This window comes from Blautia sp. AF17-9LB, assembly GCF_003479185.1.
GTDB classification, from domain to species: domain Bacteria; phylum Bacillota; class Clostridia; order Lachnospirales; family Lachnospiraceae; genus Fusicatenibacter; species Fusicatenibacter saccharivorans.
On sequence record NZ_QUGU01000007.1, the window covers coordinates 94,247 to 107,783 of the forward strand.

The window sequence follows — 13,537 nt, forward strand, 5'->3', positions numbered from 1 at the left end:
TATACAAATTTCAAACAGATTAAAATAAAGAAAAATAAAAGAGAACAGGAAAGGGGATTACTATGGCTGCAACGACCGATATCGGAATTGATCTGGGGACGTCCAGCATCCTGGTCTATGCCAAGGGAAAAGGCATTGTATTAAAGGAGCCGTCCGTAGTTGCGTATGATAAAGATGCAGATAAAGTACGGGCAATTGGAGAAGAAGCGCGTCAGATGATTGGACGGACACCGGGCAATATTATGGCGGTCCGGCCCATGCGGCAGGGCGTGATCACGGACTTTCTGATCACCGAGCGCATGCTGCGCTACTTTATCCAGAAGGCAATGGGAAGAAGAGCATTCCGGAAACCGAGAATCAGCATCTGTGTGCCGTCCGGTGTGACGGAAGTAGAGCGGAAGGCTGTGGAGGAGGCAACGTACCAGGCGGGAGCCCGGGAAGTGCTGATCGTGCCGGAGCCGGTGGCAGCGGCAATCGGATCCGGAATTGACATTACGAAACCATGCGGAAATATGATCGTGGACATCGGTGGAGGCACGACGGATATCGCTGTGATCTCGCTTGCGGGAACCGTTGTTTCCAATTCGGTCAAGATTTCCAGTGAGACATTTGACCAGGATATCATCCGCTATGTACGGAAAACATACAACGTATTTATCGGAGAACAGACCGCAGAGGCAGTGAAAATCCGGATTGGTTCCGCTTATCCGCGGGCCGAGGAGAAAACGATGGAGATCAAGGGAAGAAACGTCATCACCGGACTTCCGGCGACGATTACGGTTTCCTCCGACGAAATCCGAGGTGCCCTTGCCCAGACGACAAACCAGATTGCGGACGCGATCTGTGCCGTGCTGGAAAAAACGCCGCCGGAACTGGCATCCGATGTTTCCGACCGCGGCATTATCCTGACCGGAGGCGGCAGTCTCCTTGCCGGAATGGACGAGCTGATCCAGGAGCGGACCGGCATCAATACCGTGACAGCAGAAAATCCGGCGAGCGTCGTTGCCCTTGGAACCGGCCAGTACCGCGAAGTGATGAATGAATTTGAAAGCCAGTTTTGATAAAAGATGAGTGAAAAAGAAAAAGTAGAAGGCTACGTAGAACACATTATTTTCCGAAATGAGGAGAACGGATATACCGTCCTGAATCTGAGCATGAAGGGGCGCGAGCTGACATGCGTCGGCACGCTTCCGATGATCGGAGAGGGCGAGCTGATCGAGGCTTCCGGAGATTATATTGAACATGCTGCCTATGGAAAGCAGTTCCGCATTGAATCCTATGAGACGAAAGTTCCACAGGATTCTGTTGCATTGGAGCGGTATCTCGGTTCCGGTGCGATCAAAGGAGTCGGTGCGGCGCTGGCGGCAAGAATTGTGCGCCGCTTCGGTGACGATACGCTTCGGATCATCGAGGAAGAGCCGGAGCGCCTCGCGGAGGTAAAGGGAATCAGCGAGCGGAAAGCGCGTGAAATTGCACAGCAGGTGGCAGAAAAAGCCGAAATGCAGAATGCGATGATTTTCCTCTCGGGATATGGCATTGCACTGAATCTCGGTGCAAAGATTTATCAGCAGTACGGGGACAATGTGTACCGGATTTTAAAGGAAAACCCGTATAAAATGGCGGAAGATATCGCAGGCGTGGGATTTCGGACAGCGGATGAGATTGCCGGAAAAATCGGGATTGCCGTGGACAGCGAATTCCGCATCAAGAGCGGTCTTTCGTATGTGCTGAATCAGGCGACGGCAGAAGGCCATGTCTATCTGCCGGAACCGGTGCTGCTTCGGAGAGGGCAGGAACTTCTCGGCGTAGAACCGGAGCGGATGCAGAAATCTCTGCAGGATATGGCAATCGACAAAAAAGCGGTCATCCGCGAGCTCCCGGCCGAACGGGAAGGGGATGAGCCGCTGCGGATTGTGTACGCCAGCCAGTATTATTATCTGGAACTGAGTACGGCGCGCATGCTGCATGAGCTGAATATTACATGCGAGGAAGACCGTGAGGCAATCGAAAAGCGGATCGGAAAGATCGAGAAAAAATATCAGATCGAGCTGGATGAGATGCAGAAGACGGCAGTCGTTGAGGCGGCATACAGCGGTCTTATGATCCTGACCGGAGGTCCCGGAACCGGAAAAACGACGACCATCAATGCGATGATCCATTATTTTGAGGCAGAAGGCCTCGACATTTTCCTGGCAGCGCCGACCGGAAGAGCGGCGAAACGAATGACAGAGGCAACTGGCTGTGAGGCATGCACGATCCATCGTCTTCTGGAACTGACGGGAAATGTGGATGACTCCTCGGCAAATGTGCATTTTGAGCGGAACGCAGATAATCCGCTCGACGCGGATGTCATCATCATTGATGAGATGTCGATGGTTGATATTCACCTGATGCATGCCCTTCTTTCCGCGATTGTGCCGGGAACAAGGCTGATCCTGGTGGGAGACCAGAACCAGCTTCCAAGTGTCGGCCCGGGCAGTGTCCTCCGGGATCTGATCCGTTCGGAATGCTTTCCGATTGTCTGCCTGACGCACATTTTCCGGCAGGCATCCCAGAGTGATATTGTTGTCAATGCACATAAGATCCATAATGGGGAAGAGGTTATACTGGACAATAAGAGCAAAGATTTCTTCTTTTTGAAACGGTACGATGTCAACGTGATCTGGAAAGTGCTGGTGACGCTGGTGTCCCAGAAACTGCCGCGTTATGTGGATGCCCGCCCGCAGGATATCCAGATTCTGACTCCGATGCGGAAAGGTGCACTCGGCGTGGAAAATCTGAATCAGATTCTGCAGAAATATCTGAACCCGCCCGCACCGGACAAAGCCGAGCGGGAAAATGGAGGTAATATCCTTCGCGAGGGCGACAAGGTCATGCAGATCCGCAACAATTACCAGATGGAGTGGGAAATCCGCGGCATCAACGGAATCGTGGCGGAGCGCGGTATGGGTGTATTCAACGGAGACCTCGGCATGATCCGGAGCATCAACCCGTATACCGAGGTGATCACCGTGGAGTTTGAGGAAGGAAAATTCGCAGACTATACGTTCAAACAGGCGGACGAGCTGGAGCTCGCCTACGCCACAACGATACATAAAGCGCAGGGAAGCGAGTACCCGGCGGTTGTGATTCCGCTGCTCGGCGGCCCGCGCATGCTGATGACGCGGAATCTTCTGTATACGGCCGTGACGAGAGCCAGAAAGTGCGTCACCATCGTTGGAAGTGATGTGACATTCCAGGCAATGATCGGAAATCATATCGAGGCGAACCGGTATACAACGCTCGCCAGAAGAATCCGGGAAATGCAGGAAGAAAACGCGTAAACACGTTTTTCCGGGGCATGGATGCGGCTGCATCCGGCAGAGTGGATAAGGGAAAGCGCAGGTTACATGAAAGAAAAAAATAAAACAGGAAACTGGCTCTTAAACGCAGTTTATCCGAGACGATGTCCCATCTGTGACGGACTGCTGTCACGTGAGGAGCTGTATCTATGCCGGAATTGTGTGGAAAAGATCCATCCGATTCTGGGCGCGCGGTGCAAAAAATGCGGGAAACCCGTGGGCAGTGAGGAAGAGTTCTGCCGGGACTGCAGCAGAACGAGGCACAGCTTCGACCGCGGTTTTGCGCCGTACGGTTACCACGGGGAACTTGAGGCTTCCCTGATGCGGTTCAAATATCATGAACGGCAGGAATACGCCGGATTTTATGCTCACGCGGCGTTTTTCTATGTGGGAAAGCAGATCCAGAGAAGAAATCCGGAGGTGCTCGTTCCGGTGCCGCTTCATCCGGCAAGACAGCGGCAGCGCGGCTACAATCAGGCGGAGGTATTTGCAGAAAAGCTGGCAGAAGAAATGGAACTTCCCATGAATGCCCGCCTGATCCGCCGTGTGAAAAAAACAAAACGCCAGAAAGAGCTTGGTCCCGCCGAGCGGCGGAAAAACCTGGAGGGAGCTTTTGCATTGGCAAAGCCGGGACAGATGAAATACTGCCGGATTCTTCTGGTAGATGACATTTACACAACGGGAAGCACGGTTGATGCCATTGCGTCACTGTTGAAAGTGAATGGAGCAGAACAGGTGGATTTTGTTTGTGCGGCAATTGTAAAATAGTGTGTGAATATTTTGAGAATAGCTTTCCAATATCGGAAACATATGGTAAAATAAACATAATTTAGAACGGGAAGAGGAGACCAAGAGGCATGTTGGACGAAAAAAGGATTCGTCAGATGACAAAACTGGCTTTTTTCGAAAAAAAAGAAGAAAAAAATGCCTTACGAATCGGCCGCTATTTTCGGAGTGATTACATCGGAAAAGAGCTTCTGAAAAATTTTTTTCTGGCTTCCATCGGATACATTCTGGTACTTGCGGTTGCAGTCTTATATCATATTGAATGGTTGGTGGACGAGATAGACACAATCGATCTGCAGTTTGCAGCAGGGTGTCTGATCGCGTCCTATCTGTGTTTTCTGGCAGTCTATTCCATTGCCGTGTATGTGATCAGCACGATCCGTTACCAGGGAGCACAGAAAAAGCTGAAATGGTATGGAAAAGAGCTGGATGACCTGCAGAACATGTATGAGGAACAGGAAAAAAGCGGGAAGAAATCCGGGCGCAGGAGGAAGGAAACATGACAGTATTGATCGAACTGAAAGAAAAATTAAAAGAGTTTTACGGCTCCTGCAGCGGAATCGTACTTCCGATTGTGAAATTTCTGCTCGCTCTTGCTGTATTTCGTGGTATTAATTCCAATCTCGGCTATCTGAAGATGCTGAACAGCATGTATGTGGTATTGATTCTGTCGCTGATCTGCGCCATCCTGCCATTGAATGGAATGGTTTTCCTTGCAATGCTGGTAATCATCGGTCACTGCTTTGCACTTCACATGGTAATCGCGGGTCTTGCGGCGCTGGTTCTGCTGGTGCTCTGGTTTCTATATCTTCGCTTTGTGCCGAAGGATGCGCCGGCACTCCTTTTGACACCGCTCGCATTCTGGCTTCACGTGCCATCTGCCGTTCCGGTTGCCTATGGTCTTGCCGGCACGCCGCTCTCTGCATTTTCAGCAGCCTGCGGTGTCGTTGTCTACTATATGTGCGACATGATTCACGGAAAAATGGAGCCGCTGCTTCATGCGGCGGAAGCACCGGAGATCACGGCAGTCGTACAGGAATTTTTCAACGGCCTCTTCCGCAATGAGGAAATGCTGCTGGTTCTGATCGCCTGCGCACTGACCGTACTTCTTGTCAATGCAATCCGCCACAGCAGTGCGGACTATGCATGGCAGATTTCCATTGTGGCAGGTTCGGTTGCCTATGCGGTTATTATGATTGCCGGAAGCCTGGCACTGGATGTACAGATTGCACTCCCGATGGTTCTGATCGGGGCGGCGGCCGGCTGTCTGGTTGGATTTGTTCTGGAGTTTTTCCTGTTCGGTGCAGACTACACCCGGACAGAATACCTGGAATATGATGACGACGATTATTATTACTACGTAAAAGCCGTTCCAAAATTCAATGTGACAAAGGCACAGCGCCGTGTGACTTATATTCGGAATGAAAAGAAAAAAGAACCGGATCTGACAGACGAGGAACTCGATGCGCTGGCAAATCTTGGACATACAGAAGAATCCGGGAACAGCAGGGATCTTGATGAGATCGAGGAAAAAGAAGAAATAGAAGAAATAAACGAAACAGAAGAAATAAACGAAACAGAAGAAATTCAGGAAGAAGAAATTCCGCCGCTGGACGAGGGCGATTATCAGGATGTGGATTATAAGAGCATGCTGGAGGACACCTTAAAGGATCTTTAAAAGAATTTTGAAAATCAGAAGAAAACCGGCCGGGGGAAAAGAAAGGAAGTGACAGTGTGCGTGGCGTGTGGAACTGGATTGTCACAAGAACGGCAGACTACGGGCTGCCAAAACAAATTGAACTGATTGATATTGTGCAGATTCTGCTCATTGCATTTTTCGTCTATCACCTGATCCGCTGGCTGCAGAATACAAAGGCCTATACGCTGATGAAAGGTATTTTTCTGATTGGTGTCTTTGTCATCATTGCAAACGTGCTGAAAATGCAGACGATTCTGTGGCTGTTCGGAAACATCGGCGGGGCGGCGATCACAGCGGTTGTAATTATCTTTCAGCCGGAGCTTCGAAGAGTGGTCGAGCAGATTGGAGAAAAGAATCCGCTGTCTGCCATTTCTTTTGCGAGCGGCCAGGAGGAAAATGAACGGTTCAGTGATAAAACCATCAATGAACTGGTAAGGGCCAGTTTTGAAATGGGAGAAGTAAAGACCGGAGCGCTGATCGTCATCGAAAAGACCATCACCCTGGAGGAATATGAAAAGACCGGAATCCCGATTGACGGCGTTCTGACCAGCCAGCTGCTGATCAATATTTTCGAACACAATACGCCGCTGCACGACGGAGCCGTGATTGTACGGAACAACCGTGTCACGGCAGCAACATGTTACCTGCCGCTGTCCGACAACATGGATCTGAACAAGAATCTTGGAACACGCCACCGTGCAGGTGTCGGCATCAGTGAGGTGACGGATTCCTTTACGATTATTGTCTCCGAGGAAACCGGAAATGTGTCGTATGCTTCCGGCGGAGAACTCCACACGGCAGTAACACCGAGCGACCTTCGGGACCAGCTTCACAAAATCCAGAAGCTCGCGAAAAAACCGGAAGAGAAGAAAGGATGGCATATCCGCGGAATGCGTCAGAAAGTGGAGGGAGAGAAGAAATGAAAAAGAAAATTCTGAAAAAGCTTCTGAACAATCTCCCTTTAAAAATTCTTTCTATCCTGATTGCCATTGTAATCTGGTACGTTGTGGTCAGTGTGAATGACCCGATTGTGAAAGAGCGCTTTGATGTCCCCGTGCAGGTGACCAATGAAGCCTACATCGCAGCCGGAAAGAAAACATACCAGATTGCGGAGGAATACCAGACGGTCACGGTTACTGTCACGGACAACAACTCGGTTGTCAGCCGGCTGAAGGCATCGGATATCACCGTCACGGCCGATCTGACCCAGATTGTGACGATGGATACAAACCCGGTTTATGTGCCGATCAAGGCAGCGTGCTCCATGGTAAAACAGGAAAAACTGAGCACAGTGACAGCAACGATCCCTGTGGAAATCGAGGATGTGGACAGCGAAAAATTCCCGATCACAATTGACGCAGGAAATACGAAACCGGCAAAAGATTACGAAGTGGGAACGATGACTTCCGATCCGGAGAGCATCACCATTTCCGGCCCGACGTCCCTGATCAATAAGATCAGCAGTGTGGTGGCAAAAGTAGATGTAACCAATATGCGGAATTCCGGAACCGTCACGGCGGATCTGATGATTATTGATAAAAACCAGGATGAGATGCCGGAATCCCAGATGGAATTTTTGAATTTCGACAGCGGCTCCCCGCAGGTGGATGTGGATATTGAACTGTGGCGCCGTGTATCCGGTATTAAGCTGAGTGCACTGTACAGCGGAACTCCGGCAGACGGCTATCAGATTAAAAATATCTATACCACACCGGAGGAAATCACCGTTGTCGGATCCGAGGAGGCACTTGCAAAGCTGGCGGATGAAGGCAATACGATTGAAATTCCGGAAGACTATACCTCCGTTGCAGGACAGCGCTCCGATGTGGAGACGACGGTTGACTTAAGCGATGTTCTCGCCGATGTGACAGATCTGAAAGTATCCTCCAGTTCGTCTGCATCCGTTACCGTTCACGTAACGGTTATGCCGAATGAGAGCAGGGAATTTGAACTTGATGTCGATCAGATCGAGACGGGCAATCTTCAGTCCACTTATACCGTTCTGTATGATCAGACACAGCTTGCAATCCGCATTAAAGCATCGGACAAAAATCTGGCCAAATTAGATACTTCCCAGATCAACGCATCCATAGATCTGAATGGAATGGGTGTCGGGGATTACGAGGTACCGGTAAAAATCACACTGCCGGATGGCTATGAGCTCGTAGACAGTGTCAAGACAACGATTCATATCAAAGAAAAAGCAGTAGCAAATAAAACGACAGGAACAAATTAGGAGGGAAACCAATGGTAAGCGGAAAAGTGACCGTGAAAAATCCAACCGGCCTTCATCTTCGCCCGGCCGGAACCCTGTGCAAACAGGCGATGCAGTTTAAATCATCTATTACATTCCACTACGGAGATGGAAATACAGCAAATGCAAAGAGCGTCTTAAGCGTCCTTGGCGCATGCGTCAAATGCGGAGACGAAATTGAGCTGTTCTGCGAGGGAGAGGACGAGGAGGAAGCTCTGCAGTTCCTTGTCAATTCCATCCGGACGGGACTTGGGGAAGAACTGTAAGGAGAAAGAACAATGAAGAAATATGATTATGTTCTGGTTGGCGCCGGTCTGTATTCCGGAGTGATTGCTTATCTTGCCGGTCAGGCAGGGAAAAGCTGTCTTGTACTGGAACGAAGAGATCATACAGGCGGAAATATTTACTGCGAAGAAATCGAGGGAATTCATGTACACAAGTATGGAGCGCATATTTTCCATACTTCGAATAAAGAGGTGTGGCAGTTTGTCAATTCGCTGGCAGAATTCAACCGTTATACAAACTCGCCGATTGCCAACTACAAAGGCGAAATTTATAATATGCCGTTCAATATGAATACCTTCAGTAAAATGTGGGGAATCCGCACACCGGAAGAGGCGAAAACAATCATCGAAGAGCAGAGAAAAGCTGTTCCGGGAGAGCCGAAAAATCTGGAAGAGCAGGCGATCAAACTGGTTGGAAAAGATATTTATGAAAAGCTGGTTAAGGGTTATACAGAAAAGCAGTGGGGAAGAGACTGCAGTGAGCTGCCGAGCTTTATCATCAAACGGCTTCCGGTGCGCTTTACGTATGACAACAACTATTTCAATGACCTTTATCAGGGAATTCCAATTGGAGGCTATAACGTTCTGACAGAGCGGCTTTTTGAAAAAGCGGATGTACAGATAGGTGTTGATTTTCTGGAAAATAAAGAAAAGTACCTGGCGATGGGTGAGACGGTGATTTACACCGGAGCGATTGATGCGTTTTACGATTATGCACTTGGCAAGCTGGAATACCGTACGGTGCGCTTTGAAACAGAAGTGCTGGATACCGACAATTATCAGGGCGTAGCTGTAGTAAACTACACCGATCGGGAGACACCGTATACGCGTGTGATCGAACACAAGCATTTCGAATTCGGAACCCAGAAAAAGACCGTCATTTCCAGAGAGTATTCCACCGACTGGAAAGAGGGGATGGAGCCGTACTACCCGGTGAATGATGCCAGAAACCAGGAACTTTATCAGAAATATGCCGCACTTGCGGAAAAAGAAGAGAAGGTTATCTTTGGCGGAAGACTTGGAGAATACAAGTATTACGATATGGACAAAGTCATTGAGGCTGCACTGAACCAGTGGGAGAAAATGCAGCGGTAGGAAAAAGAACTGCAAACGGAAATCAATCAAAACGGACTGCACACTTGACAGCAGTCCGTTTTTTGACTATATTATAAACGATATCCGGCTGGAAAATACCGGAAAATAAGAAAATGAAAGAGGTCGTTATGAGAAAAGAATATGATGACGAGGATGAAATCCCGGAAAGACGCCATTCCTCAGGAAAGAAAAAGAAGAAATTCGGCTGGGTTAATGTGCTCACCATCCTTCTCGTAGTTGTACTGGTTGTGCTCGTCGGTGTCTATGCTGTAATCAATCACTATTACAGCAAGAGTAACTACGTAAGCGACGATAAAATCACGATCAATAAATCCACAGAGGTTGAGACCGAAAGTACCGGGTTGACTGATGAGGAGACGGATGCCCTGCAGTCTGAGATTTTAAATGAGACACAGGACATTGAACTTCCAAACAACAGCAATGTATACAATATTCTGCTGATCGGTGTTGACCGTCGTGACAAAACGTGGTATGGAAACTCAGATTCCATGATTCTGTTATCCGTCAACAAAGATACAAAGCAGATTCACATGACATCCTTTATGCGTGACCTGTATGCAAATATTCCGGATGTCGGTGTAAAGAAGCTGAACGCAGCCTGCGCATACGGCGGCGGCCCGCTGGTTGTCCGTACCATTGAAGACAACTACAAGCTGCCGATTGATAACTACGCAAGCGTTGACTTTGATTCCATGATCGATATCATTGATGCCGTCGGCGGAATCGAGCTTTCCCCGAGTGATGATGAGGTACGTGTGGCAAACAACTATATTAACGAAATGTGCAAGCTTCGCAATGCAGATGCATCCGCACATCAGTATACGTCAAGCGGCGATCAGCACGTGGACGGTTATCAGGCGGTTGCATATGCACGAATTCGTTACGTCGGAAACTCGGATTATCAGAGAACCGAGCGCCAGAGAGAGGTATTAAGCAAAATGATGCAGGAGATGAAATCTTCCAGCGTAACAGAACTGAGCGCGCTGGCAGATACCATTCTTCCGAGTGTCACCCATAACATCGACCAGTCTACACTGATGACGCTGATCGGCGAGCTGCCGACGATCCTCTCCTATGAGATTGTACAGAGCCGTGTACCATACGATGATCTGTACTCCAGCAAGGGTGAGATGCTTGTTCCGGATTTCTCGGCAACCATTTCCAGACTTCAGACAGAAATCTACGGATCTACTACCGTAAACGAATAAAAAAGAAACAAATGAAAAACCTCCTGTATCCGGCAAGAAAACCGGAGCCGGGAGGTTTTTTCTGCCCGAAAAACCGGAAAAAACCATAAGAAATTTGTAAGGTATTTTACCGGCGGATAACTTGAAATAGATGGAAAAATGTAGTAAGCTATAAATTGTATAAGAGTAAAAAAATGGGAGGATGAATAAGAATGAAAAGAAAGTTTCTGGCCGCAGCCGTACTTGGCATCATGGTAAGTGTTACACCAGCCGGTGCATATGCAGCTTCTACAGAAACCAGTCCATTACCGGTAAATTCGGAAAGTGATACTGTAGCTCAGGCCGAAGACGAAGAAACGACTCCGACTCCGGCGCCAACTGAGACCCCAGAGGTTACACCGAGTGAGACTCCGGCTCCAACCGAAGCACCGACCGCAACACCAACTGAGACCCCTTCCGAGACACCGACGCCGAGCGCAACTCCGGCTCCGGAAGTAAGTAATCTGAAGGAAGGCTGGAACAGCGTTGAAAAAGATGGAAAGAAACAGTTTCAGTACGGAGTTCTGGATGAGAATAATAAGGTGGTAGCTGCTACCGGACCAATAGAAATCGACGGTGTCGGTTATGTGTTTGATGAAAACGGCTACATGCTGACCGGTGAAGTAGAACTTACGGATAAAGATGGAAAAACCGGAACCTACTACTTGGATACAGAAGGGGAAGATCCTGCAAAAGACGGACTTGGTTCGATGCAGCAGGGTATCTGTGAAGGAAAAGTATTTGCACCGGAACTGAAAAGAAATGAACTTGTTACACTCGAATTTAATGATGGAAGCGTAGACGATTACTATGCGGATGAAAACGGCTATGCCATCTGGAGCAAGACCCAGAAGGTAGGAGATAAAACATATCTGTTTGGCGATGACGGCACCCGTGTAAAAGAGGCAGGTTTCCAGACTGTTGTCGATGAAAAAGGGGTAACGCATACCTACTATCTGAATGCAGACAGCACCGTATCTCTTGGAAACCACACCGTATATCAGCAGGAAGACCGTACCGTAAGCTGGCTGACAGTAGGTTCTACCTGGTATCTGGTAGATGCAGAAACTGGAGAACTCCTTTCCGGCTGGCAAAAGGTAGATACAGCAACCTACTATATGAAACCAGGTTCCTTTGATGCGAACGGAGACATGAAAGACGGAAGCTTCGAGATGGAGACCGGCAATCAGAAAAATAAATCCGGCTGGGCTGAAATTGATGGAAAATGGTACAGCTTCCGAAGCTGGGGCGGCGTACGGACAGGCTGGTTCAATTACGATGGAAATAAATATTATCTCCACGAAGACGGCCATATGGAAGACAATGCACTGAATCTGAATGGAACCTTGTACTTCTTCCGAAGCTGGGGCGGTATGCGCGTCAATGATGTTGCTGAATATGAAGGCAATTATTACTATGTCGGAGCTGACGGAACCGTTTCGACCACAACTGGCTGGAAAAAAATTAAAACCGCAACTCAGACGATCTGGTACTGGACGACGGCAGACAGTGGAAAACTGCTGACAAATTCCTGGCTGGATTACAATGGAAACAGCTATTATCTGAAAGCCGATGGAAAAATGGCTTTTAATGAGTGGCTGGATAACACCTATTACTTCCGCAGCTGGGGTGCGGCCTACAAAAACGCATGGGCAAAAGTCAACAATGTATGGTATTATTTTGACGGAAATGGAAAGAAATATACCAGCGGCTGGCTGACCTACAAAGGAAATGAGTATTATCTGAAATCCGATGGAACCATGCTTGCCAATGAATGGCTCGATGGAAAATACTACTTCAAGAGCTGGGGTGGTATGTATAAAAACGAATGGGGCAAGTCTGGCGATACCTGGTACTGGTTTAATGCAGATGGAACCAAACGGACGCAAAAAGGCTGGTTCCTCTATGATAAAAATTATTATTATCTGGATAAAGATGGAAAAATGCTGACCGGCTGGGTTTACCATGACGGTAACTATTATTACATGAAGAGCTGGGGCGGCATGGCACATGACGAGTGGATTCTTCATGATAAGAACTGGTACTACTTCAAGAGCTGGGGCGGCATGTACCATGATCAGTGGCTGACACTGAACGGTTCTCAGTATTATTTCCGCAGCTGGGGCGGAAGATATCAGAACTGCACCGCTACGATCAATGGAAAACAGTACAAATTCGATGCTTCCGGACGCAGAATCACGGAAGGATGGGAGTACATCGGAAAATACCGCCGTTACCGCAAAGCAGACGGTTCTCTGATGGAGGATGTGACAAGCATCTTCAATCCGTCATCCAAATACATCACAGTAGACAGAACCCGCGGACGTGTCACCATTTACGGCTATAACAGTGCAACCGGTTCTTACGATACCCCGATCAAATCAATGATCTGCTCCGTAGGAAATCCAATCAGTTACACCGCAGCAGGAACATATAAAATCGGCTGGCAGTTGAAAAAGAAGCAAATGAGAGGTGAAGATTATGTGTGCTGGGCACCATATGTATCACAGATTTATGGCGCTGTTTACTTCCATGGCGTAGCAAGCAGCACACCGGATCTGAATATGATCTCTGCCGTAGACTTCAATTCCCTGGGATCACCGATGTCACATGGTTGTGTCAGACTGACTGCAATCGATGCAAAATGGATTTATGATAACGTCAGCAGCGGAACAACGGTCCGCATTGGCGACAATCTGGATTATCCGCTGACAAACCCGACCCGTTATACCTGGACAGGCGGTGCTTTCGGAAGCGATCCGACATATCGATAAAAAATAGAACAGGAATACCTGTATGAGAAAATCCATCGGGGCAGCAGTGCCGCCGAT

Annotated in this window: 11 protein-coding genes; all 11 read left to right on the forward strand. The window is 48.5% G+C overall.

The features are described 5' to 3' along the window. Positions 1-62 precede the first annotated feature (62 nt). The 11 genes from DWX00_RS09190 to DWX00_RS09240 all read left to right on the forward strand — a co-directional run bounded on the left by DWX00_RS09190 (position 63) and on the right by DWX00_RS09240 (position 13,480). The gene (locus DWX00_RS09190) at positions 63-1,061 is read left to right on the forward strand and encodes a rod shape-determining protein (protein ID WP_117761048.1); all 999 of its coding nucleotides are present in this window, start codon (positions 63-65) and stop codon (positions 1,059-1,061) included. A gap of 6 nt (positions 1,062-1,067) precedes the next feature. After that, a complete protein-coding gene (gene recD2 / locus DWX00_RS09195; protein ID WP_055264890.1) occupies positions 1,068-3,323 on the forward strand; it encodes an SF1B family DNA helicase RecD2 in 2,256 nt (751 codons plus the stop codon). A 66-nt stretch (positions 3,324-3,389) separates the two neighbouring features. Continuing rightward, entirely contained in the window at positions 3,390-4,109 is a 720-nt protein-coding gene (locus tag DWX00_RS09200; protein ID WP_158578787.1) for a ComF family protein, read from the forward strand. 89 nt (positions 4,110-4,198) lie between these two features. Continuing rightward, on the forward strand, positions 4,199-4,630 hold the full coding sequence (locus DWX00_RS09205; protein ID WP_022462226.1) for a hypothetical protein: 432 nt from the start codon (positions 4,199-4,201) through the stop codon (positions 4,628-4,630). Next, positions 4,627-5,805 (forward strand): hypothetical protein, encoded by a 1,179-nt coding sequence (locus DWX00_RS09210; protein ID WP_118595085.1) that lies wholly within the window; start codon positions 4,627-4,629, stop codon positions 5,803-5,805. The genes DWX00_RS09205 and DWX00_RS09210 overlap by 4 nt, the downstream gene beginning before the upstream one ends. Before the next feature lie 56 nt (positions 5,806-5,861). After that, positions 5,862-6,749, forward strand: coding sequence for a diadenylate cyclase CdaA (gene cdaA / locus DWX00_RS09215; protein WP_022462228.1), 888 nt, complete (start codon positions 5,862-5,864; stop codon positions 6,747-6,749). Next, a complete protein-coding gene (locus DWX00_RS09220) occupies positions 6,746-8,062 on the forward strand; it encodes a CdaR family protein (protein ID WP_158578789.1) in 1,317 nt (438 codons plus the stop codon). Before cdaA ends, DWX00_RS09220 begins: the two co-directional genes overlap by 4 nt. Positions 8,063-8,073: 11 nt before the next feature. Then, on the forward strand, positions 8,074-8,346 hold the full coding sequence (locus DWX00_RS09225; protein ID WP_022462230.1) for an HPr family phosphocarrier protein: 273 nt from the start codon (positions 8,074-8,076) through the stop codon (positions 8,344-8,346). 12 nt (positions 8,347-8,358) lie between these two features. After that, positions 8,359-9,459 carry a UDP-galactopyranose mutase gene (gene glf, locus DWX00_RS09230; RefSeq protein ID WP_118595087.1) on the forward strand — a complete coding sequence of 367 codons (1,101 nt, stop codon included), beginning with the start codon at positions 8,359-8,361 and terminating at the stop codon, positions 9,457-9,459. A 128-nt stretch (positions 9,460-9,587) separates the two neighbouring features. Continuing rightward, positions 9,588-10,688 carry an LCP family protein gene (locus DWX00_RS09235; RefSeq protein WP_158578791.1) on the forward strand — a complete coding sequence of 367 codons (1,101 nt, stop codon included), beginning with the start codon at positions 9,588-9,590 and terminating at the stop codon, positions 10,686-10,688. Between the two features lie 191 nt (positions 10,689-10,879). Then, on the forward strand, positions 10,880-13,480 hold the full coding sequence (locus DWX00_RS09240) for a L,D-transpeptidase family protein (RefSeq protein ID WP_118595089.1): 2,601 nt from the start codon (positions 10,880-10,882) through the stop codon (positions 13,478-13,480). The last annotated feature ends 57 nt before the right edge of the window (positions 13,481-13,537 follow it).